General features: G+C 62.1%; 27 protein-coding genes. 18 read left to right on the top strand and 9 right to left on the bottom strand.

What is annotated here, in order from left to right; all coding sequences use genetic code 11:
* Nucleotides 1-82 precede the first annotated feature (82 nt).
* The 3 genes from BBJ66_RS02920 (at nucleotide 83) to BBJ66_RS02910 (ending at nucleotide 2,486) form a co-directional block, all read left to right on the top strand.
* On the top strand, nucleotides 83-1,006 hold the full coding sequence (locus BBJ66_RS02920) for a sulfite exporter TauE/SafE family protein (protein WP_071084849.1): 924 nt from the start codon (nucleotides 83-85) through the stop codon (nucleotides 1,004-1,006).
* A complete protein-coding gene (locus BBJ66_RS02915) occupies nucleotides 1,006-1,806 on the top strand; it encodes a TIGR02186 family protein (RefSeq protein WP_049732335.1) in 801 nt (266 codons plus the stop codon). Before BBJ66_RS02920 ends, BBJ66_RS02915 begins: the two co-directional genes overlap by 1 nt.
* 98 nt (nucleotides 1,807-1,904) lie before the next feature.
* On the top strand, nucleotides 1,905-2,486 hold the full coding sequence (locus tag BBJ66_RS02910) for a transglycosylase SLT domain-containing protein (protein ID WP_049732334.1): 582 nt from the start codon (nucleotides 1,905-1,907) through the stop codon (nucleotides 2,484-2,486).
* A 42-nt stretch (nucleotides 2,487-2,528) separates the two neighbouring features.
* Here the strand turns inward: BBJ66_RS02910 and pdeM are convergent, their stop codons facing one another.
* The 3 genes from pdeM to BBJ66_RS02895 all read right to left on the bottom strand — a co-directional run bounded on the left by pdeM (nucleotide 2,529) and on the right by BBJ66_RS02895 (nucleotide 6,550).
* The gene (gene pdeM, locus BBJ66_RS02905) at nucleotides 2,529-3,254 is read right to left on the bottom strand and encodes a ligase-associated DNA damage response endonuclease PdeM (protein WP_071084999.1); all 726 of its coding nucleotides are present in this window, start codon (nucleotides 3,252-3,254) and stop codon (nucleotides 2,529-2,531) included.
* 26 nt (nucleotides 3,255-3,280) lie between these two features.
* Nucleotides 3,281-5,806 (bottom strand): ligase-associated DNA damage response DEXH box helicase, encoded by a 2,526-nt coding sequence (locus tag BBJ66_RS02900; RefSeq protein ID WP_071084847.1) that lies wholly within the window; start codon nucleotides 5,804-5,806, stop codon nucleotides 3,281-3,283.
* A gap of 111 nt (nucleotides 5,807-5,917) precedes the next feature.
* Nucleotides 5,918-6,550 (bottom strand): YitT family protein, encoded by a 633-nt coding sequence (locus BBJ66_RS02895; RefSeq protein WP_071084845.1) that lies wholly within the window; start codon nucleotides 6,548-6,550, stop codon nucleotides 5,918-5,920.
* 129 nt (nucleotides 6,551-6,679) lie between these two features.
* Between BBJ66_RS02895 and BBJ66_RS02890 the strand changes: the two genes are divergently transcribed.
* Complete coding sequence (locus tag BBJ66_RS02890) at nucleotides 6,680-7,180, top strand: RrF2 family transcriptional regulator (RefSeq protein WP_049732331.1); 501 nt, start codon at nucleotides 6,680-6,682, stop codon at nucleotides 7,178-7,180.
* 21 nt (nucleotides 7,181-7,201) lie between these two features.
* The gene (locus BBJ66_RS02885) at nucleotides 7,202-7,663 is read left to right on the top strand and encodes a carboxymuconolactone decarboxylase family protein (protein WP_049732330.1); all 462 of its coding nucleotides are present in this window, start codon (nucleotides 7,202-7,204) and stop codon (nucleotides 7,661-7,663) included.
* Nucleotides 7,664-8,035: 372 nt separating this feature from the next.
* Here BBJ66_RS02885 and BBJ66_RS35590 read toward each other — a convergent pair whose 3' ends face one another.
* The 3 genes from BBJ66_RS35590 to BBJ66_RS02875 form a co-directional block, all read right to left on the bottom strand.
* Entirely contained in the window at nucleotides 8,036-8,170 is a 135-nt protein-coding gene (locus BBJ66_RS35590) for a hypothetical protein (protein WP_274534063.1), read from the bottom strand.
* A gap of 394 nt (nucleotides 8,171-8,564) precedes the next feature.
* Nucleotides 8,565-9,200: a YitT family protein gene (locus BBJ66_RS02880; RefSeq protein ID WP_071084843.1), complete on the bottom strand. Its 636-nt coding sequence runs from the start codon at nucleotides 9,198-9,200 to the stop codon at nucleotides 8,565-8,567.
* Nucleotides 9,201-9,412: 212 nt separating this feature from the next.
* Entirely contained in the window at nucleotides 9,413-10,345 is a 933-nt protein-coding gene (locus tag BBJ66_RS02875; protein WP_071084841.1) for a class I SAM-dependent DNA methyltransferase, read from the bottom strand.
* A gap of 143 nt (nucleotides 10,346-10,488) precedes the next feature.
* Between BBJ66_RS02875 and BBJ66_RS02870 the strand changes: the two genes are divergently transcribed.
* Genes BBJ66_RS02870 through BBJ66_RS02860 form a run of 3 tightly spaced genes read left to right on the top strand, consistent with a single transcriptional unit; the run spans nucleotide 10,489 to nucleotide 12,629 of the window.
* Entirely contained in the window at nucleotides 10,489-10,755 is a 267-nt protein-coding gene (locus tag BBJ66_RS02870) for a DUF6460 domain-containing protein (RefSeq protein ID WP_049734395.1), read from the top strand.
* A 1-nt stretch (nucleotide 10,756) separates the two neighbouring features.
* Nucleotides 10,757-11,254: a CAP domain-containing protein gene (locus BBJ66_RS02865; RefSeq protein ID WP_071084839.1), complete on the top strand. Its 498-nt coding sequence runs from the start codon at nucleotides 10,757-10,759 to the stop codon at nucleotides 11,252-11,254.
* A gap of 28 nt (nucleotides 11,255-11,282) precedes the next feature.
* On the top strand, nucleotides 11,283-12,629 hold the full coding sequence (locus BBJ66_RS02860) for an MATE family efflux transporter (protein ID WP_071084837.1): 1,347 nt from the start codon (nucleotides 11,283-11,285) through the stop codon (nucleotides 12,627-12,629).
* On the opposite strand, the gene BBJ66_RS02855 is transcribed toward BBJ66_RS02860, so the two are convergent.
* On the bottom strand, nucleotides 12,605-13,693 hold the full coding sequence (locus BBJ66_RS02855; protein WP_071084835.1) for a quinone-dependent dihydroorotate dehydrogenase: 1,089 nt from the start codon (nucleotides 13,691-13,693) through the stop codon (nucleotides 12,605-12,607). The two genes, BBJ66_RS02860 and BBJ66_RS02855, sit on opposite strands and share 25 nt — an antisense overlap.
* Nucleotides 13,690-14,043: a DUF952 domain-containing protein gene (locus BBJ66_RS02850; RefSeq protein WP_071084997.1), complete on the bottom strand. Its 354-nt coding sequence runs from the start codon at nucleotides 14,041-14,043 to the stop codon at nucleotides 13,690-13,692. Before BBJ66_RS02850 ends, BBJ66_RS02855 begins: the two co-directional genes overlap by 4 nt.
* 118 nt (nucleotides 14,044-14,161) lie before the next feature.
* On the opposite strand from BBJ66_RS02850, the gene BBJ66_RS02845 reads away from it, so the two are divergent.
* The 10 genes from BBJ66_RS02845 (at nucleotide 14,162) to BBJ66_RS02800 (ending at nucleotide 20,013) form a co-directional block, all read left to right on the top strand.
* Nucleotides 14,162-14,560, top strand: a complete 399-nt coding sequence (locus BBJ66_RS02845) for a hypothetical protein (RefSeq protein ID WP_049734384.1) — start codon at nucleotides 14,162-14,164, stop codon at nucleotides 14,558-14,560.
* A gap of 92 nt (nucleotides 14,561-14,652) precedes the next feature.
* Nucleotides 14,653-15,300 (top strand): response regulator, encoded by a 648-nt coding sequence (locus BBJ66_RS02840; protein ID WP_049734385.1) that lies wholly within the window; start codon nucleotides 14,653-14,655, stop codon nucleotides 15,298-15,300.
* Between the two features lie 87 nt (nucleotides 15,301-15,387).
* Nucleotides 15,388-15,669 (top strand): hypothetical protein, encoded by a 282-nt coding sequence (locus tag BBJ66_RS02835; RefSeq protein WP_071084833.1) that lies wholly within the window; start codon nucleotides 15,388-15,390, stop codon nucleotides 15,667-15,669.
* A 14-nt stretch (nucleotides 15,670-15,683) separates the two neighbouring features.
* On the top strand, nucleotides 15,684-16,409 hold the full coding sequence (locus BBJ66_RS02830; protein WP_128146114.1) for a hypothetical protein: 726 nt from the start codon (nucleotides 15,684-15,686) through the stop codon (nucleotides 16,407-16,409).
* Nucleotides 16,406-16,855: a hypothetical protein gene (locus tag BBJ66_RS34515; RefSeq protein ID WP_128146115.1), complete on the top strand. Its 450-nt coding sequence runs from the start codon at nucleotides 16,406-16,408 to the stop codon at nucleotides 16,853-16,855. The genes BBJ66_RS02830 and BBJ66_RS34515 overlap by 4 nt, the downstream gene beginning before the upstream one ends.
* Before the next feature lie 126 nt (nucleotides 16,856-16,981).
* The gene (locus tag BBJ66_RS35845; RefSeq protein ID WP_071084827.1) at nucleotides 16,982-17,434 is read left to right on the top strand and encodes a Panacea domain-containing protein; all 453 of its coding nucleotides are present in this window, start codon (nucleotides 16,982-16,984) and stop codon (nucleotides 17,432-17,434) included.
* Nucleotides 17,400-17,819, top strand: a complete 420-nt coding sequence (locus BBJ66_RS02815; RefSeq protein WP_071084825.1) for a hypothetical protein — start codon at nucleotides 17,400-17,402, stop codon at nucleotides 17,817-17,819. Before BBJ66_RS35845 ends, BBJ66_RS02815 begins: the two co-directional genes overlap by 35 nt.
* Before the next feature lie 286 nt (nucleotides 17,820-18,105).
* A complete protein-coding gene (locus BBJ66_RS02810) occupies nucleotides 18,106-18,795 on the top strand; it encodes a S24 family peptidase (protein ID WP_071084823.1) in 690 nt (229 codons plus the stop codon).
* An 11-nt stretch (nucleotides 18,796-18,806) separates the two neighbouring features.
* Complete coding sequence (locus BBJ66_RS02805) at nucleotides 18,807-19,517, top strand: thermonuclease family protein (RefSeq protein WP_071084821.1); 711 nt, start codon at nucleotides 18,807-18,809, stop codon at nucleotides 19,515-19,517.
* 82 nt (nucleotides 19,518-19,599) lie between these two features.
* Entirely contained in the window at nucleotides 19,600-20,013 is a 414-nt protein-coding gene (locus BBJ66_RS02800) for a tellurite resistance TerB family protein (protein WP_049734388.1), read from the top strand.
* A gap of 10 nt (nucleotides 20,014-20,023) precedes the next feature.
* On the opposite strand, the gene BBJ66_RS02795 is transcribed toward BBJ66_RS02800, so the two are convergent.
* The gene (locus BBJ66_RS02795; RefSeq protein ID WP_071084819.1) at nucleotides 20,024-20,887 is read right to left on the bottom strand and encodes a transporter substrate-binding domain-containing protein; all 864 of its coding nucleotides are present in this window, start codon (nucleotides 20,885-20,887) and stop codon (nucleotides 20,024-20,026) included.
* Nucleotides 20,888-21,282: the final 395 nt, after the last annotated feature.

The raw sequence follows: 21,282 nt of genomic DNA, 5'->3' as shown, positions 1-21,282 counted from the left end.
CGATTTCACAGTATGGTGCGCATTCGAAACGGGGACGTGACAGAAACCGCCCGGCAGGGGCGGTCATCATTCGGGGTCGGCTGTGACAATCTATCTGCCCATCGCAGAATTGTCGGTGAACATTTTCATCATTCTCGGCATGGGAGCGGCCGTCGGATTCCTGTCTGGAATGTTCGGCGTCGGCGGCGGTTTTCTGATCACGCCGCTGCTGATCTTCTACAATATTCCCCCGGTCGTTGCCGTCGCCACCGGCGCCAACCAGGTCGTGGCGTCGTCGATCTCGGGGGCGATCACCCATTTCCGGCGCGGCACACTTGACGTCAAGCTCGGCACGGTGCTGTTGATCGGCGGCCTCACCGGCGCCACGGTCGGCATCTGGATCTTCTCGCTGCTGCGCGCCGTCGGCCAGCTCGATCTGATCATCTCGCTGATGTATGTCATCTTCCTCGGCACCGTCGGCGGGCTGATGCTGCTCGAAAGCATCAATGCCATGCGCCGCGCCGCACGCAACGAGCCGCCGGCGCCGCGCAAGCCCGGCCACCAGCACTGGGTGCACAGACTGCCGCTGAAGGTGCGCTTCAAGAAATCGAAGATCTTTCTCAGCGTTATCCCGATCGTCGCGCTCGGTTTTGCGATCGGCATCCTCACCTCGATCATGGGTGTCGGCGGCGGCTTCATCATGGTGCCGGCGATGATCTATCTCTTACGCATCCCGACCAATGTCGTCGTCGGCACCTCGCTGTTCCAGATCATCTTCGTCACCGCCTATACGACGATCGTGCAGGCGGCGACGAACTTTTCCGTCGACATCGTGCTCGCCTTCATCCTGATGGTGGCGGGTGTCATCGGCGCGCAATACGGCGTGCGCGTCGGCCAGAAACTGCGCGGCGAACAGCTGCGCGCCCTGCTCGGCCTGCTGGTGCTCGCCGTCGGCCTGCGTCTGGCGATCGCCCTGGTGGTGACGCCGGCCGACGTCTATTCGGTGGTGATGGGGGCCGGCAAATGATGCGCCTGCTTGTCGCCGTCATGACATTGCTTTGCCTGCTGCCGGCTGTTGCCGGGGCGCAATGGCTGCCGGGGCAGTCAGCCGAAGCGGTCCGTGAAGGGCTGGAGATCGGCACCTCGACCAGCGAAATCGCCATCACCTCGGATTTCCACGGCGCCGATCTAACCATCTTCGGGGCGCTGTCGAATACCGACCAGCTGCTGCTCGCCATCGGCCAGTATGACGTGGTCGTGGTGCTGGAGGGCCCGCGCCAGGATGCGACCGTGCGCAAGAAGGAGCGCGTCTTCGGCATCTGGGTGAATACCCGCTCGATGACCTTCGAATCCGTGCCGCACTCCTATTCGATGTCGAGTTCGCGGATGATCGACGACCTGACGACGCCGCTCGAACTGACCGATCAGGGGATCGGCATCGATCACATTCCGCTGACGCCGGTCGGCTTCGTCGGCGACGGCAGCAATCTCGGCGAATTCCGCGATGCCTTCCGGCGGCTGCAGCAGGGCGGCGGCTTCTACGACCGCAACCCGAGCGGCGTGCGCTTCGTTTCCTCGAACCTCTTCAAGGCGAGCCTGCGCCTGCCGGCAAACATTCCGAACGGCGTCCATACCGTGCGCGCCTATCTCTTCAAGAGCGGCAATCTGGTGACCGAGGAATCGCTGCCGCTGCGCGTCATTAAAACCGGCATCGAACAGATGATCACCGACGCCGCCCATGGTCAGCCGATCCTCTACGGCTGCGCGTCCGTGCTGCTCGCCCTCATCACCGGCTGGGGCGCCAGCCTGATCTTCCGCAAGGATTGATTGGTTAGCCCTGCCTTTCCAGAAAACTTCGTATTCGACTAAAAACCGGTCCTTAACATTTACGAGTTAGTAATCTCTCGGAAACGAGAGGTTTTGTCATGCGTACTCGTGTCATTCTGACCGCGGTGGGTCTCGCGCTGCTTGCCGGCTGCGCGACGGCGCCGAAGCAGACGCGGAATATCTGTGCCGTCTTCGATCAGCGCGACGGGCTCTTCTCCAGCTGGCAGAGTGCGGCCGAGCGGACGGAGAAGAAATACGGCGTGCCGGTGCCGATCCTGATGGCGACGATGTATACCGAATCCGGCTTCCAGCCCTATGCGCGGCCGCCGCGCACCAAGCTGTTCGGCTTCATTCCCTGGACGAGGCCGTCGACCGCCTATGGCTATTCGCAGGCGCTCGATGGGACATGGGACCATTATCAGTCGCAGACGGGAAACTGGACGGCACGGCGGGCGAACTTCGCCGACGCGATCGATTTCATCGGCTGGTACCACGCCCAGAACAGCGCCGAGACCGGCATTCCCCTGAACGATGCCTATAATCTCTATCTTGCCTATTATTCCGGTCCGACGGGATACAAACGTGGCGACTGGCGCTCGAACGGGCAATTGCAGCAGACCGCGCAGAAGTTCGCGCGGATGGCCGGGACGTATCAGCAGCAGTTGCAGGGGTGTGATTGATTTAAGGGTGTGCCAAGCAAGCCCCATCAGGGATAACAGGTCCTATCCCCGCAAATTCCCGTACCTGACCGAATAAATCCGATCGCGCCCCAGCAGATGCGCCACCAGCGATGCCTTGTCGAACAGGCCTTTCATCGCCTGATGGCCGAGATCCAACCCGCCGCTCATGACGCCGAAGGCCGGCATCAGCAGGCGGGCGCCGTCGGTGGCGAAACAGGGGCGGCGGATGGATCTGTCGCGGCGGCGCACCGTTGCCGACGGGTGCAGGTGGCCGGCGATTTCGCCGCTCTGCAGGCCGTTCCTCGGCTCGTGGCGGAAGGTCAGACCGGCATAGTGCATTTCGTCGACGGAGGCGCCGGGCAGATCGACGACGCCGTCGGGATCGTGATTGCCGTTGACCCAGATCCATTCGCGGCCGCGCGCCATGGCGACGATCAGCGCCCGAAAATTCTCCGGCAGGTATTTGGAGCCGATGCGGTCGTGGAAATTGTCGCCGAGCGAGACGACGAGCTTCGGATCGTAACGCGAGATGACAGCGGCCAGCACGGTCAGCGTCGCCAGCGTATCATAGGGCGGCAGCATCATGCCGCGGCGGGCGAAGGCGGCACCCTTTTCCAGATGCAGGTCGGAGACGACGAGCAGACCGGCATCCGGCAGATAGAGGGCGCCGAGCGGATCGCAGACGGCGGCAATGCCGTTCACCGATGTCTCGATGCCGGGGATCGAAGCCAATCCGGATATGTCGCGCGCCAGCGCCAGGCGGTTCATCACTATCGTCGATTCCAAAATCATCATCAGGCCAAAGCCTCGGCGATCAGATCGTCGGCGGCTTCGGCGAGCAGCGCGTCATGGGCCTCGCCCGGCACCGCCTCGCGTCCGATCTCCAGCATCACCGGCACGGCGAGCGGGGAGATATGGTCGAGCGGGCGATGGGTGATGTGGCCCCTGATTCGCTTCAGCATATCGCCAAGACGGCCAATATCCAAAAGTCCCGTCGCCGCATCCTGGCGCGTCGCCTGCAGCAGAATATGATCCGGCTCGTGGCTGCGCAACACGTCATAGATCAGATCGGCCGAGACGGTGATCTGGCGGCCGCTCTTTTCCTTGCCGGGATGGCGGCGCTCGATCAAGCCTGCAATCACGGCGCAATTGCGGAAGGTGCGCTTCAGCAGGAAGGATTCGTCGAGCCAGGCTTCGAGATCGTCGCCGAGCATGTCTTCGTCGAAGAGATCGGAGAGGCTGAGCCGGCCATTGCCGATCATCAGCCCGATATCCTCGAGACCCCAGACAGCCAGCGAATAATCGGTGGCGACGAAGCCGAGCGGCTTGGCGCCCGCCCGCTCCAGCCGGCGCGTCAGCAGCATCCCGAGCGTCTGATGGGCAAGACGGCCTTCGAAGGGATAGGCGACCATATAACCGCGGCTGCCGCGCGGAAAAGTTTCGATCAGGAACTCGTCGCGCTTCGGCAGCATCGACTTGTCGTTCTGCAAGGACAGCCAGTCGCGCACCTGATCCGGCAAATGGCGCCAGCGGTCGGGATCGGCGATCATCGCCCGCACCTGTTCGGCAAGATAGGTCGACAGCGGAAACTTGCCGCCATTGTAGGATGGGATCTTCGGATCGAGGGAAAAGGCCTGCGAGGCCAGGCATTCATTTTCGCGGATGCCCTCGAAACGCAGCACCTTGCCTGAAAAGACGAAGGTATCGCCCGGCGACAATTGCTCGAGGAAATATTCTTCGACCTTTCCGAGCGTAGCGCCGCCGCGGCCGATCCGGCCGCCCTCGCCGCGCTTGACCATACGGATGTTCAGCATCGGGCTTTCGACGATGGTGCCGAGGTTGAGGCGGTATTGCTGGGCGACACCAGGATTGGAGACACGCCAGCGGCCCTCCTTGGTCCTACGGATGCGGGCGTAACGCTCATAGGTGCGCAGCGCATAACCGCCGGTCGCGACGAAATCGACGATGCGCTCGAAGGTTTCCCAGCTGAGATCGGCATAGGGCGAGGCGCTGATGATTTCGTCGTAGAGTTCCAGCATGTCGAAGGGTTCGGCGCAGGCCATGCCGAGCACGTGCTGGGCGAGCACGTCGAGCGCGCCGCGGCCGACCGGCGGCGTGTCCTGGGCGCCGATATAATTGGCGTCGAGGGCTGCTTGACACTCCATCACCTCGAAGCGGTTGGCCGGCACAAGGATCGCCTTAGAAGGCTCGTCCATGCGGTGATTGGCGCGGCCGATGCGCTGGGCAAGGCGCGAGGCGCCCTTCGGCGCGCCGACATGGATGACCAGATCGACATCGCCCCAGTCGATGCCGAGATCGAGGGTGGAGGTGGCGACGACGGCGCGCAGCCGGTTTTCGGCCATCGCCGCCTCGACCTTGCGGCGCTGGGCGACATCGAGCGAACCGTGATGGAGGGCGATCGGCAGATTGTCGTCATTGATCGTCCAGAGTTCCCGGAACAGCATCTCGGCCTGGCTGCGGGTATTGACGAAGAGCAGCGTCGTCTGGTGTTCGAGAAGCTGGTTGTAGACGTCGGGAATGGCATATTTGGCGGAATGGCCGGCCCAGGGAATGCGCTCTTCGGTCGACAGGATCGAGATATCGGGCTTGGCGCCACCTTCGACGACGACGAGACCGGCATGGTGCTCCCGGCCCTCCTGCCCTATGCGCTCATGTTGCGCGACCAGCCATTTCTGCAGATCTATCGGCTCGGCGACGGTCGCCGACAGGCCGATGGTCTGGAGGTCCGGGGCAAGGCGGCGCAGACGGGCAAGGCCGAGCGACAGCATATGGCCGCGCTTGGAGGTGACGAGCGAATGCAGCTCGTCGAGCACGACATATTTCAGGTCCTTGAAGAACCGCTCGGCCTCGCGGTTGGCGAGAAGCAGGGCGACCTGCTCGGGCGTCGTCAGCAGAATATCCGGCGGGTTGAGTTTTTGCCGCTGGCGCTTGGCGTTCGGCGTATCGCCGGTGCGGTTTTCGACGGTGACCGGCAGGTCCATCTCCGCGACCGGCTTCATCAGATTGCGCTCGATGTCGATCGCCAGCGCCTTCAGCGGCGAGACATAGAGCGTGTGGATGCCGGTGAAGGCGGAGCCCGGCGGAATCCTGCCGCGGCGGGTGAGATCGGTGAGCGACGGCAGAAAACCGGCGAGCGTCTTGCCGGCGCCCGTGGGCGCAATCAGCAGCGTGCTTTCGCCGGCCTCGGCACGGGCAAGCAGCTCCAGCTGATGGGCGCGCGGCCGCCAGCCCTTTTCCGCAAACCAGCGGGCAAAGACGGCAGGCAGCAAAGCGCTGGTTTCGGAATCGATCTGGTCCACGCGCTGAAACTAGTGAAAGCTCAGGGAAAAAGAAGAGCCGCCATCCGCTTACGCGCATGATGCCGAAAAGTGTGAGCGGTTTTCGGGCGACATCATGCGCTGCCTCCTGATTTAGACTGCGATATAGCGGTCCTTGCGGTGGTTGATGGCGAGCGTGAGGTTGAACACGACGGCGCCGAGCACGGAGCAGGCGATGATCGAGGGGCTGGCGACCAGGAAGGAGAGCGCCAGGATGATGCAGTCGAAGCCGAGCTGGACGAGGCCGGCGCGCCAGCCGAGACGATCCTGGATATAGAGGGCGAGAATGCCGATGCCGCCGAGGCTGGCGCGGTGGCGGAAGAGCGCCAGCATGCCGGCACCGATGACGAGGCCGCCGAAGAGCGCGCCGGCGATCGGATTAACATGCCCGATGCCTATAAAGCCCGGCACGAATTCGGACAGGATCGAGGTCAGCGCGATGGCGGCGAAAGTCTTGACGGTGAAGGCCGGACCCATGCGGCGGAAGGCGAGATAGTAAAAGGGCAGGTTCACGGCAAAGAAGCAAAGGCCGAAGCTGAAGCCGGTCGCATAATGGGCGAGGAAGGCAAGGCCCGCCGTGCCGCCGGCAAGCAGCCCGGCGCCGGAGAGCAGCGAGACGCCCAGCACAGCGAGCATGCTGCCGGCGACGATGCCCTGGGCGTCGTCGAACAGCGAGTGGCGATCGGCGCTGGAATTCAGAAGGCCTGTAAAGGCATTGGCTGCCATGATGTTCCCCTGTCGTTTTCCCGTTTCTATCCGCCGTCGGGAGAAAGGCAAGCGGCAAGCCGCAGAGGCTGCTCTTGACAGCCGGCCTAATCGTGGATATTTTTTATCCATGATTAGGAGATTGCCTCAATGAAGATGAGCGATGGCGTCGAACAGGCCATTCACAGCGTTGCGATGCTTTCCGGCCTCTCCGAAGGCGGCGTGCTTTCGGCTGCGGCGCTGGCGGAATTCCACGGTGTGTCGACGAGCTATCTGCTGAAACATCTGCAGGCGCTTTCCGGCGCCGGCATCCTCGATACCGTGCCGGGGCCGAAAGGCGGATATCGGCTGGCGAAGGCGGCGGAAGAGATTTCGCTGCTCGATATCCTGCTCGCGGTCGAAGGACCGGCGCCCGCATTCCGCTGCGCCGAAATCCGCCAGCGCGGGCCGAACCCGGTCTCCGACCGCTTCTTTGCCAAGCCCTGCAACATCAGCGCGGCGATGCTCCGGGCCGAACGGGTCTATCGGGCCGAACTCGCCAAAACCAGCATTGCCGATCTCGGCATCGAATTGACCGCCCTCGACGACGGATCGATCGCAGCCCGAGGCTGCGCCTTTCTTGAAATCCATGAACGCAAGACGGCTCGCTGAGCCACAACCAAGGAGAAGATCATGCAACCGCGTTTCAACTTCGCCAAAGCCGCCCCCGATGCCTACAAGGCGGTCGCCGCACTCGAGCAATATGTCCAGACCAGCGGGCTGGAGCGCCGCTTCATCCACCTGATCAAGCTGCGCGCCTCGCAGATCAACGGCTGCGCCTATTGCGTCGACATGCATGTGAAGGAAGCCCGCCACGACGGGCTCTCCGAGCAATGGATCAACCTGATGTGCGTCTGGCGGGAATCGCCTGTTTATGACGCCCGCGAACGCGCCCTGCTCGGCTGGGTCGACGCCGTCACCAACATCGCCAAGTCAGGCGCGCCGGACGCCGATTACGAGACGCTGAAGGCGCATTTCTCCGAAGAGGAGATGACCAAGATCACCGTGGCGATCGGCGCCATCAATGTCTGGAACCGGCTGGCGGTCGGCTTCCGCTCGCAGCATCCGATCGATGCGGCAGTGAAAGCAGCTTGAGACCTGCCACGGGGTTGAGGCCGGTGCCTCAACCCAGGCAAACATCGGGGCCACACGGCACCGCGTTGAGCCAGGGAGTGCGACGTGTCATCCGCTGCATCAACGGCGAGTTTGGCAAATCAGCCCCCAAGTTCCGTCATCCCAGGCCTTGAGCCTGGGATCCATGGCCCCGTCTGACGGAGGCTGGCGTGGATCCTCGGGTCAAGCCCGAGGATGACGGAGTGTGGGGTGGTTTGTGGAGCAAGGACAGCGAGGAATAGGGACGCGGCGGCGATTTTTACGGGGGCTTCTCAACCCGATCTGCCCTGCGGGCGCCTTTATGATGGCATCCCAACAACCGACCCGAAAATCTCGGGTCGGTTGAATGTCCCGTTACTCGCGATCGGTCGTGGCGCGCACCGCGACGGCATCAAAGCCATCGCCCGAAAGGTCGATGCTGTTGAAGAGGTCGCGGACGACTTTCGCGATTTCCTCTGCGGAAGCGCCCTTGGCGTATTCTTCCTGCATGCGGCGTCTCACAAGCTTTTCCAAATCTGACATAACTCACCTCATCAAATCCGGCGCGGGAAGAAGTGTCGCGCCGTGGCTGAGCTGAGGCAAGTTACGTTTTGTTTAGAATGGCTTACGGATTTGTAATGTCAGAGCTTGGCGTGTGTCGCGGGCCCTGAGAGAACTGCCATTTATCCGGTTCGGGCAGGGCGATTAGCGATGGCGTGCCGTGTGGCTTGCCCCTCACCCTAACCCTCTCCCCGTAAAACGGGGAGAGGGGACGTGCCCTACGAGATGTGTGCGAGGGACGGAGAGGTAGCGGCCATCCTCCTTCGCCCCGTTTACGGGGAGAAGGTGCCGGCAGGCGGATGAGGGGCAAATGACACGCGGATACGGGGCTTGGGACACCACCCTACAACGCGATGTACCTGTCGGCGCGGTGGTTGATGGCGACGAAGAGGTTGAGGACGACGGCGCCAACGACGGAATAGAAGACGGTGGGCGGCGTGGTGACGAGGAAAGCGGCGGCGAGCACGCATAGGTCGATGGCGAGCTGGACGAGGCCGGCGCGGATGCCGAAACGCTCTTGGACATAGACGCCGAGAATGCCGACGCCGCCGAGGCTGGCGCGATGGCGATAAAGCGCCAGCACGCCGAAGCCGAGCAGCAGGCCGCCGAGAAGTGCCGCCCAGGCCGGATGGATGCTGGAAATGGAGAAGAAGCGCGACTGCACGTCTGCCAGCACCGAGGTCAGGCCGATGGCGACGAAGGTCTTGATGGTGAAAGCCATGCCGAGACGCTTCCACGACAGCCAGAAGGACGGCAGGTTGAGCAGGAAGAAGGCAAGGCCGAAATTGATGCCGAAAGCATAGTGCAGAAGGAAGGCAACGCCGGCGGTGCTGCCGGTGAGAAGCCCGGCGCTGGCGAGCACGTAGAGGCCGAGGGCGGCAACAAGGCTGCCGGAGAAGATGCCCTGCACGTCTTCGGCCGGGGCATGGCGCGTGGCGCTGGTATTCCAGAAGCCGAGGGCATTGATGAGCTGTGTCATGTCGCCAGTCTCCAACAGCAGACGCGTTCGGGAACACGTCCGGAGGAAAAGCCGGACGCGGTGGATTTTTGATTGTGAAATGAACAGGATCGCCCGGCGTCTTATCGCCGCGCTCTCTGCGGATATCCGTGCAATATCAGTCTTCTTGCGTGCCGATCAAGCGAAATAGGTAAGCAATGCTGTCCTATTAAAAAATCGCAAGAAATATTCGCTCAGGCCGGCTTGCGCGTAAGGAACAGAATGCCGGCAACCGGTTTGCCGCCATCTTTGCGAATGACCGTCTTGACGATGTCGAGGATGTCGAAGCCGTGGCGGGCAGCGAGCAGCCCGACATAGGCTTCCGAATGGGCATACCGCAGCGACGGAGCGAGATGAAAGCCATCGCCCTCCCCCGCATCCTCGACGGAAAAGGCGAGATCGGCGCCTGATGCGGCGAGCTCTTCGATGATGGCAAAGACGCTTTCGAGATTGCCGAGATACATCAGCACGTCGGCGGCCGTCACCAGGTCGGCGCGATGGCGCGCGGCATCGGAAAACAGACCGGAGAGATCCGGCGCCAGCGAGAGATCGGCCTGGGCGAGGTGATCATAGACCCCCTTCTCCGCGGCTTTGGCCAGCATGTTCTGCGAGAGGTCGAAGCCTTCGAGGCGGCTGACACGGCTATGGATTTCCGGGCCGAGCAGGCCGGTGCCGCAGCCGAGATCGACGGCGCATTCATAATGCCTGCCGGTGGAGGCGACGAGGGCTGCGAGCTTCTGCGGGACGGTGTAATCGAGTTTTTCGACGAGCGCCGATTCGAAACGGTCGGCATAATCGTCGAACAGGCGCTCGACATAGCGGCTCGGCGGCCGGTCGGGCGTGGCGGCGTCGCCGAGAAGGGCGAGCTTGAGGGCGGCGCCGAAAATGTCTTCGGGGTCGAGGGCAAGCGTGTTGCGATAGGCTTCGATCGCGGCTTCGCCCCTGCCCGCCTTTTCGCGGTAGCTGGCAAGGCGATACCAGCCGGCGGCCCAGCCGGGCACGAGTTCGAGGGCCTGCTCCATCAGCTCGGCCGCCGCTTCCGGCTCGCCGCCCTCGTCGAGCATGCGGGCATAATCGGCGCGGCGGTCGGCGATGACATCGCCGGAGGAAAGCTGGTGGGGCTGCATCAATGAACCTGTTGTTTGATTGGCATCTGGCCGCGGCCACAAAAAAACTCAAGTCCTATTTCAGAGGCGAAGCGGCCAATTCCGGAAAGGGCTTGCGGGCAGAACGCGGCAACCTTATTCCAAGGGCAAACAGGAGATGGCGCATGTCCGATCAGGTGAACAAGTTCCTCGGCGATTCCTTCGCCCGCACATTGATAAAGCTTGTCGTCGTGTCGCTGATCGTCGGCTTCGTCATGACCGTCTTCGGCCTGACGCCGTGGAACATCATCTATGGGTTCCGGGATTTCATCCTGGAAATCTGGCATCGGGGTTTTTCGGCGCTCGGGCGCGTCGGCGACTATCTTCTGCTCGGGGCGACGATCGTCATCCCGCTCTTCGTCATCCTTCGCCTTTTCAGCTATCGCCGGTAACATGACATCGATCGACCTTTCCAGGCGCAGCCTGCTCATCCTTTCCGGACTTTCGCTTGCCGCCGGCATCGCCGGCTGCACCACCACCCCGCGCCTTGCCGGCACGCCCTCGAACGGCGAGGACGAGACGGCGAGCGTGCTGCCGCTGGTCAACCAGCTGCGGGCGAAGAACGGCCTGCCGCCGCTTCGCTCCGATCCGGCAGCGAGCACGGCCGCCCTCTTCCAGGCCAAACGCATGGCAAGCGCCGGCAAGATGGCGCATCTGATGGGAATGACCGACAGTTTCGGCGCCCGCGTCAAGGCGAGCGGCGTGCAACTGCCGGCGGCTGAGAATATCGCCTCCGGCCAGCAAAGCGTCGATGCGGTGGTGACCGCCTGGATCAACTCGCCGCATCACCTGGAAAACATGCTCGGGCGTTATGACGGCCTCGGCGTCGCCGTCGCCCACAATGCATCTTCCCGAAACCTGCCCTATTGGGCCATGGTGCTTTCCAGCTGAGGCGATTCGGCCTCGAGATCAGGCCATCATGGACACGCGCGGTAACGACAACAGGTTCGCCTTCGAGGTGACGCACCGGCTGGTGCTGGCGATCGCCATTCCGATGACGCTCGGCTTCGTGACGACGCCGCTGCTCGGGCTGACGAGCACCGCCGTCGTCGGCCATATGGGCAACCCGCAAGCGCTTGCAGGGCTGGCGATCGGTGCGATGCTGTTCGATCTCATCCTCGGCAGTTTCAATTTCCTGCGGGCATCGACGACAGGACTGACAGCGCAGGCCTATGGCCGGCGGGACCAGCACGAGCAACAGGCCGTCTTCTCCAGAGCACTGATCTCGGCGCTCGGCAGCGGGTTGGCGCTGCTCTGTCTTTCGCCGCTGCTCAAGGCGGCCGGCTTGCGGCTGATGGGCGCGGACGGTGCAATCGCCGAAGCGACCGCCACCTATTTCTCGATCCGCATGCTGGCGGCGCCGGCAGCGCTGGCGAATTACGCCATCCTCGGCTTCGTGCTCGGGCGCGGACAGGGCGGTGTCGGGCTGCTGCTGCAGGCGCTGATCAACGGCATCAATATCGTGCTGTCGATCTATCTCGGCCTGACGCTCGGCTGGGGCGTGGCCGGTGTCGCCTGGGCAACGATGGCCGGCGAGGCGACCGGCGCGCTCGCCGGGCTGTTCATCGTGCTCAGCGGCTTTGCCAAATCAGAGCGGCCGGCATGGTCGGAGATCTTTTCCCGGCACCGCTTGGCCGAGCTTTTCGCACTCAACCGCGACATCCTGATCCGCACCTTCGTGCTGATCGGCGCCTTCGCCATCATGACGCGGATCGGCACCGGTTTTGGCGCGGTGACGCTTGCCGCCAATGCCGTGCTGATGAATTTCTTTCTGCTGTCGGGCTATTATCTCGACGGGCTTGCCAATGCCGCCGAGCAGATCACCGGCCGGGCGGTCGGCGCCCGTTACCGGCCGGCCTTCGACCGCGGGCTGAAACTCACCACCCTCTGGTCCTTCGGCCTGGCGGCAATCGTTTCCGCCTTCTTCTTCCTCGCCGGGCCCTGGCTGATCTCGGTGCTGACGACCTCGCCCGAGGTGCGGCAGGCCGCAGAGACTTACCTGCCCTGGGCGGCGGTGACCGGGCTGACCGGCGCGCTCGCCTTCCTGATGGACGGGGTCTTCATCGGCGCGACATGGTCGGCCGAGATGCGCAACCGGATGCTGTTGTCCTTTGCCGGCTATCTCTTGATGCTCGCCGTCTTCGTGCCGCTCTTTCACAATCACGGCCTATGGCTGGCGATGAACGCCTTCCTGCTGTTCCGCGGTTTCTTCCTGGCGGTGCTGGTCAAGCCGCGGGCCGATCAGACCTTTCGGGCCGCCCAGTAATCCAGCCTGCTGTCGCGCAACTCGCCGATCCCGGCCGCCTTTTCGCGGTCCATGAGCTTGGAGAGGCCGCGGACGATATCGCCGGGCAGACCGGGGCCTTCATAGACCATGCAGGAATAGAGCTGGACGAGATCGGCGCCCGCCCTGATCTTCTCCAGCGCGGTTTCGGCCGAGGAGACGCCGCCGACGCCGATGATCGGCAGCGCCGGACCGACGCGCTTGCGCATCCTGGCAAGCACGGCCGTCGATTTTTCGAACAGCGGCACGCCGGAGAGACCGCCCGCCTCCTTGGCCTGGCGCTGATCCTTGAGACCGTCGCGCGACAGCGTGGTGTTGGAGACGATCAGCCCATCCAGCGCATGCGACAGCGCCTCGGCCGCGATATCGTCCATGCCTTCCTCGGTCAGATCCGGGGCGATCTTCAAGAAGACCGGCACCTTGCGGCCTGAGGTCACTGCTGCTTCATCGCGCGCCGCCAGCACGGATGATAGCAGTGCGGCCAGGCTTTCGCGCGCCTGCAGGTCGCGCAGGCCCGGCGTGTTCGGCGAAGAGATGTTGGCGGTGAAATAACGCGCGACCGAATGGAAGCGGCGGATGCCGGCGACGTAGTCGGCGATGCGATCCTCACTGTCCTTGTTGGCGCCGATATTGACGCCGACCATGCCCTGGCCGCTCAGCGCCGCAAGGCGCGCGAAAGCGGCGTCATGGCCTTCATTGTTGAAGCCGAGGCGATTGATGACCGCCTCATCCTCCACCAGCCGGAAGATGCGCGGGCGCGGATTGCCGGATTGCGGCTTCGGCGTCACCGTGCCGATCTCGGTAAAACCGAAGCCGAGCTTCAACAGCGCCTCCGGCACCTCGGCATTCTTGTCGTAGCCTGCCGCCATGCCGAGCGGATTTTCGAAGGTGAGGCCGGCGACGGTCTGGCTGAGGCGCGGATCGGGCGTAATCTGGCAGGCCGGCACCAGGCCGGATTTCAGCGCGGCGATCGACATGCCGTGCGCCATCTCAGGATCGAACAGGAAGAGACCCTTGCGGGCGAGACGCTTAAAGGGATCGATCATGGCTGCAGCTCCGGAAAGACATGGGCGCCGGCTTGGTCGAGCGGCAACGGCGCTTCCCAGAGCACGGCTGCGAGCGGCAAATCGGCATAAAGATGCGGGAAGAGATCGCCGCCGCGCGAGGCTTCGAACACCAGCTTGTCACCGAAGCTCCCGCCATCGACGGCAATCAGCAGCAGGCCGGCCTGGCCGGCAAAATGCAGCGCCGCGGTCTGCTTGACCTGGCCTGCCGTCGAAAAATGGATGAAGCCATCCTTGAGATCGATGCCGGCGCCATGAAAAATGCCGGTTTGTCTGGCTTGCTGCCAGAGCGTTTCCGTCACGATCTTGTAAAGGGTCGGTGTCACGCTCATCATGGCCTCGCCATTGCTGGTCCTCGATCACCAGCGCTTTGCCGGAAAGAGGCGGCGATGTCCACGCCCCGGCAGTTAAAAACAGAGCTACCACAGGCAAAATCAGGAGGATGAGATTATGAAGATTTTGGTTCTGACACTTGGCGTTCTTCTCCTGCCGCTTGGCGCCGTGGCGGCCGAGGCCGATGCAAGTCGGTTCCAGCTGGAAAGGAGCGGCGACCATTTCGTCCGGCTCGACCGGCAGACCGGGGCGATGTCGATCTGCCAGGACAAGGACGGCGCCCTCGTCTGCCGCATGGCGGCCGACGAACGGGCGGCCTATGAGGACGAACTCGATCGGCTTTCCGAGCGGGTGACGAAGCTGGAACAGGGCGGCCCGATCCAGCGGGCGCTGCCAAGCGATGCGGAAATTGACCGCTCGATCGGCATCATGGAAAAGATGATGAAGAGTTTCATGGGGATGGTGAAGGAGTTCCAGACCGAGGAAAACGCCAATCCCCTTCCGCAGAAGACCTGATCTGATATAGTCCTATCAGCAGGCAGGCATGAGAACGCCGAGGGGACGGCGGCGTATGCGGGCACGATCGGGCTCTTGGGAGGGAGTTTTCGATGCAGGAACAAACCATTATCATTGCGGACGACCATCCGCTGTTTCGCGATGCGCTGCGCCAGGCGGTGATCGGCATGGAAGGCCGGCAGGCGATCGTCGAGGCCGGCGATTTCGCTGCCGCCCGCAAGGCGGCAGGCGCCCATGCGGAGGCCGACCTGATGCTGCTCGATCTCGCCATGCCCGGCGTCAGCGGCTTTTCCGGCCTGATGGCGCTGCGCTCGGAATTTGCCAGCCTGCCGATCATCATCGTCTCGGCAACCGACGATGCGACGACGATCCGCCGGGCGCTGGAACTGGGCGCCTCCGGCTTCATTTCCAAATCCGCCGGCATCGACGACATTCGCCGCAGCATCCAGACGGTGCTTGCCGGCGATATCGCCACACCCGAAAACTACCGCGACGGCCAGGAGCAGGATCCTGATGTCGCCGACCTGATCCACCGCCTGCACACGCTGACGCCGCAGCAGAGCCGGGTGCTGACCATGCTCGGCGAAGGACTTTTGAACAAGCAGATCGCCTATGAACTCGGCGTCTCCGAGGCGACGATCAAGGCGCATGTCTCGGCGATCCTCTTGAAACTCGACGTCGACAGCCGGACGCAGGCGGTCATCCAGCTCGGCAAGATCAACATGGCGATGGTGGCTTGACCCGTCAGCCGAAACAGCGCCGGGAGGATTTTATTCCCAGCGCCATCTTGGACAAATCCTCCGCGTCTGGTAAGACTTGGTGCTGACATGCCAGCTTTGTCGAGGGAATATTTTCATAGCGAGGCTTCGCCCCGCGAGCACTTCCTCTACGGCGAAGCGGTGATTCATTCCAATACGATTGAGAACTACTTCTCAATGTATAAGAGCGGCATGAAGGGGTTTTGCATCGTTGCGCCAAGAGACATATGTATAGCCACCTTGACTTTGATTTCCTCTACGATCGGCGAATTGGCCTCTGCGTGTGACAAAGAAGGTGCAAACGAAGCGTATCGTGGTATCGTCGGAAAAATACTTCTTTATCGGGAGTAATTGGAGGTGTGAGGGTGCAGCCAACAAATCCATTGATGGTGGGCTTTTACACGGTTCCAGAAGCGGCGCGGCTAATTAGAGTAGGTAGCGCCCGACGGATCTACGGATGGCTGCGAGGCTATAAGCAAAGAAATGTCGGGCCGCTCCTTGCGCGTGATTTCAATCCGATAGATGATCAAGAAGAGCTGAGTTTCCTCGATTTGATGGAGGTCAGGTTCGTTGAGCACTTTCGGGAGCATGGGGTTAAGGTTGGAAGCTTGCGCCGTGCGGCTCATTCGCTAAGGCAAGACTTTGATACCAGCCATCCATTCGCCCTCAGCACGGTTCTTTTGGCAGCAGACAAAGCCGACGTTTTCGTGGTTGAGACGCTGAGGAAGGCGGCAGAAGCTGAAGACGATTACAGGCTGAGATCGCTCACGACACGAAATTACGTCATGTACGAAGCGATACGGCAGGCGCTGGTGCCGGGTATCGAGTTCGATGCCAACTCCAAACTTGTTAAAGAGTGGCGACCGTTACCTGAGCAGTTTCCGACAGTTTCTGTTAGCCCGCTACGAGCGTTTGGGCGACCGGTAATCGAGCGCGGAATTCCGACTGAAACTTTGAGGGACGCCTATCTGCGCGAAGGCAAACGGCCCGACCCGGTTGCGGATGCTTACGGAATTTCGGCAAAAGATGTTGTCACGGCTGTTGAATTTGAGACGCATCTTGACCACCCCGACCGGAGAGACGCGGCGTGAGCCGCGTTAAAGTGGCATTGGACGCCAATGTGCCGGAGCGAGTTGTCCGGATGCTGAACAGTGGGTTCGGCGGCACGAGTTATGAGTTTCATTGGGAGCCGGATTTCGCCCCAGCCAATTCGCCAGATGAATTTTGGGCGATAGCTTTTCAGCGATTTGGTGGCTCAGTCATCATTACAGGAGACAAGAATATCGCTAAAAGGCCACACCAAATCAACGCATTCCGACAATGCGGGTTGGTAGGGTTCTTCTGCTCTAAAACATGGAATGAGTTTGATTTGGCCTACAAATGCGCCCATCTAATTCGCTGGTGGCCTGTCATTCAGGCCAAGATTGAAGAGGGGTATGGTGCCAGCTGGTGGCTGCCTGGCGGCCTTTCTGGCGACTTCAAAGAGGTTAGGGTTCCCGGTGGTCTCAGCAAACAAAATTCAGTCTCAGGTGGATAAGTTCCGCGAAGACGCCTTCCAGCTGAAGGCGGACAACAACAAAAAGCGTTTCGACGACCCGCTTGGCAAGACCGCTGAGAGAAAACTCGATAACGCACTAATCAAAGGACGGGGGGAGGGTCGATAGTGGCCGCACGGCTAGATTCCGTCGCCAGGTATATTTGCGACAAAGCTGACTGGGATGTCACCCACCTCCAACTGCAGAAGCTCCTTTATCTTGCCCAGATGTTTCACATGGGTAGGACGGATGGGCAGCGCCTGTTTGACGGCACTTTCGAAGCTTGGGACTACGGCCCAGTTGAACCCACACTCTATCACCGAGCCAAGATGTTCGGCGCAGAGCCGATGAGAGACATCTTTTTTTACGCGCGAACGTTCCGGGACGGGGATCCTCGACGAAAAGTCATGGACGACATTTGCCGAAAATTCTTGCCGTATAGCGCGGGTGACCTCGTGGAAATTACTCATGCGGACGACGGCGCTTGGGCGACCCATTACGTTCCCAAAGCGAGGAATATACGGATCCCCGACGAGGATATTTTTAATGAGTATAGACGACGTCAGCGCGCCGGAAACTGAAAAGGACGATCTTGAGGCATTTAGACCGGCGCCGCCAGCTCGTCGGATCGACGATAAGGCCGCATCGTTAGAGCAAGACATTCAAGGACTTAAAGCTAATTTCAACCGTGAACGGTTCGCCTACTATTTTGTCATGGTGCTGCTGTTCAACATACTTATCGCCTCGATAGGCAATAACCCCGCTATCTACATTTGCATTATAGGCAGCCTGCTGATCATGATTGGGTTGGCGAAATGGCTCGATTTCCCGTGGGTCTCCGCTCACTTAGAGAGGTGGCACGACTTGTTTTACCAAGCCTGCGAACGCTGGCTTTTGAAGAGCAAGCAGCCGGAAGTCGAGCCGCTCCCTATAGAGGAAAAATCGGAAAAGCAGCCAGCCGATTGAACGGGCTTTTTTACTGGATACGATATTGACCTTACTCGCGTTGGATGCTCTGACCGTGGCATTGGCAAACCGCAGCCATAAATTGACGATAGAAGATACCGGCTCAGTTATTTCGAGGATACCAATTCCAAGCCGTCCGCAATCTCTAACCCACCCGATTCTCGCGTGGGTGCATGAACTATAACATTGGGACTTTATTCCTCCCTTGCCTTTACTCGGGCGGCACGGTCGGTTAATATTCCGCCCGGCTGACGCGCGGATGTGCCGCGCGCGGAATCGGGCGCCTATGCTGTCACACGACCAAATCTGGGGGGCGATCGACAGGCTTGCCGAGCGGCACGAGCTGACGCCATCCGGTCTTGCGCGCCGCGCCGGGCTCGACCCCACCTCCTTCAACAAATCGAAACGGCTTTCCGCCGATGGCCGGCTGCGCTGGCCCTCGACGGAATCGATCGCCAAGGTGCTCGACGCCACAGGGGCGAGCGTCGAGCAGTTCCTTGCCTTCCTGCAGCCGGATGCGGGTTTTTCCAGGAAGCCGGCCGGGCAGCTGGGCGCACAGCCTGACGGCGCCTTTCCGCCGCAGGGCAGCTCTATTCCGCTGCTCGGCTTTGCCCAGGCCGGCGCCGGCGGCTTCTTCGACGATGGCGGTTTTCCGGCCGGCCAGGGCTGGGACGTCGTGGAATTTCCGGCAACCCCGTCGCAGAAATCCGCCGTCTATGCGCTGGAGGTGCAGGGCGAGAGCATGATGCCGCTCTACCGCGACGGCGACGTGCTGATCGTCGAGCCCGGCGCGCAGGTGCGCCGCAACGACCGCGTCGTGGTGCGCACATGCGAGGGCGAGGTGATGGCCAAGGTGCTGCTGCGGCAGAGCCCGCGCTCGATCGAGCTCCTGTCGCTCAATCCCGAACATCCCAACCGCACCCTCGAGCTTTCCGATGTCGATTGGATCGCCCGCATCATCTGGGCCAGCCAATAGGAAGATATTCCATGCGCCCTGCCGCCGTCTTCACAGGCCTCACAGGGATAGTGGTGGTGGCCGGCCTGCTGATGGCGGGGGAGGCAAGGCTGCGGGGCGGCACCGCCGGGGATGAGACCGTGTCTGCCGAGGAGACAGCGACGCCCGCCGCGCAGGCCGGTGAACCGGCTGCGATTTCGGACGAGCGTGCCGAAGTGATCGTCCGCTCGACGGAACCGGCGGCGCAACCGCCGGCGCCGCCCTCGCCCGGTCCAGCCAGTGGCACGGCGCCCAAACCCGCCGATCGCGAGCCACGCGCCGAGACGGCCGCCGCGCAAGCCGCAGGTCCGGCCGCGAAGACGCCGATGGAGCTGGCGCGGCCGGCGGTCGACAATGCCGGCCTTCTCTCCTTCGGCGAGCGCAAGCTTCAGCTTGCCGGCGTGGTGCCGACGCCGGCCGACAGGATATGCGGGCCGACAGGCCGGCAATGGCCCTGCGGCATGATGGCGAAGACGGCGCTGCGCCAGCTATTGCGCAACCGCAGCATTGCCTGCGATCTCGACGCGGCCGTATGGACGGAAACGGCGACCGCCGCCTGCCGGCTCGGCACTCAGGATCTCAGCGCATGGCTTGTCGAAAACGGCTGGGCCGAGGCTGCGGCGGGCTCACCGCTTGCATGGGCTGCCGAAAAGGCCAGGCAGGCGGGAAAAGGTCTTTATGGCGACGATCCGCGCCGGAGATAACCGGCGGCCTTGACAGGGAGCCGATCCCTTGTAATGCCGGCTGCCAATTCCCACTCTGGGCTGATCGAAAAAGGAATCAGAGATGAACAAACCGCTTTCCGCCCATGATGCGCTGATCTACGTGATGGTGATGGCCTCAGCCGTCGACAGCACGATGAACGACCGGGAGATGGAAAGGATCGGACAACTGATCGGGTTCCTGCCGGTTTTCCGGGATTTCGACGACGACAAGCTGATTTCGGTGGCGCGCGACTGCGCCTCGCTGCTTTCAGGGCCTGAAGGCCTCGACGTCGTTCTCGAAACTGTGCGCGACACTCTGCCGGCAAAACTCTACGACACGGCCTATGCGCTGGCCGTCGAAGTCGCCTCCGCCGATCTCTCCGTCAAAGCCGAGGAATTGCGGCTGCTCAGCCTGCTGCGCGACCGGCTCGGCCTCGACAAGCTCACCTGCGCGGCGATCGAGCGCAGCGCCATTGCCCGCTTCCGCAAGGGATAAGCTCGAAAGTTCAATAGAGCCCGTAAGGAAAATAGCGCAGATAGATTTCCTGAAGACGGCCGTTGCGCGACAGCGTGGCGAGCGCATGGTCGATCGCCGCCGTCAGCACGCTGTCCTTCTGCCGCAGCATGATCGTCATGCCCTCGCCCAGGAAATGCTCGGAGAGGTAGGGCCCGTCGAACAGGGCACAGCATTTGGCCGAGGCCGGGGATGAAACCCAGAAGGAAAGCTGCAGCGCATCGGCGAAGGCGGCATCGACCTTGCGCTCCTTCAGCGCCGCAAGCACGGCATCCTTGGTGTCGAAGGCTTGGGCATTGATCGCAGGGAAGAAGGCGGCCAGCATCGCCTCGTGCACTGTGCCCTTGACGACACCGACCGGGTGGCTGGAAAGCGCGTCAGCCGTCTTGCCGTCGAGCGGCACAGCGAGATTGCGCACGAAACGGGCCGGCAGCATCAGATATGGCCGGGAAAAAACGAACCGCCGGCGCAGCTCCGGCGTCACGGCAAGACCGGCGATCACGGCATCGCCCTGCGAGGCGGCGAGCGCATCTTTCAGGTCGGCGAAAGGGAGCGCCTGGATCTGGCACTTGTCCGAAATCTCCAGCTCGCTGCAGATTTCGCGGGCGAGATCGACGTTGAAACCGGAAAGCTTGCCGTTCTGATCGGTGAAATTGAACGGCGGAAAATCGACCGAGGTCAGGAAGCGCAGCCGCACCAGCGAGGAGAGATCGGGCCGCGCCAGACGTTCACGGGCATCGAAAAGCAGCGGCAGCGACGGTGTTGCCTGCTGGGCGGATGCGGGAAGGCCCGAAAACAGCACTGCGAACGCGAGAAGAGCCCTCAGAATCGGAAATGCCTGTTTGGATTCGATCATCGTGGTCTCGGGTTAAAGCGCGAAGCGTTGCCGCGAGATGTAACAGAGTCATGCGGGACGGGGAATATCTATGGGACGGATCGTGCCGCATCCGCCCCTCATCCACCTGCCGGCACCTTCTCCCCGCCTGCGGGGCGAAGGGGATTTGCCGCGACCTCTCCGTCCCTCTCCAACGTCTCGCAGGGCACGTCCCCTTGCCCCGTTTTTACGGGGGTCCGAAGGACGGGTCGAGACCAGTGGCTCGACCCCGGCAAGGGTTAGGGTGAGGGGCAGCCTTCGGCGCGGTGGCAGCCGTGGCGGCTTGCCCTCCTTGTCCCCAAAAATCACCGCATCACCACCCCGCCGTTAGCGCGGAATTAAAGAATATCGCCTCTATTTGTGACGACGACACGGAC

This window comes from Rhizobium sp. RSm-3 (assembly GCF_001854685.1).
Lineage (GTDB): Bacteria > Pseudomonadota > Alphaproteobacteria > Rhizobiales > Rhizobiaceae > Rhizobium > Rhizobium ecuadorense.
This window is presented reverse-complemented; position numbering and strand designations above follow the sequence as displayed.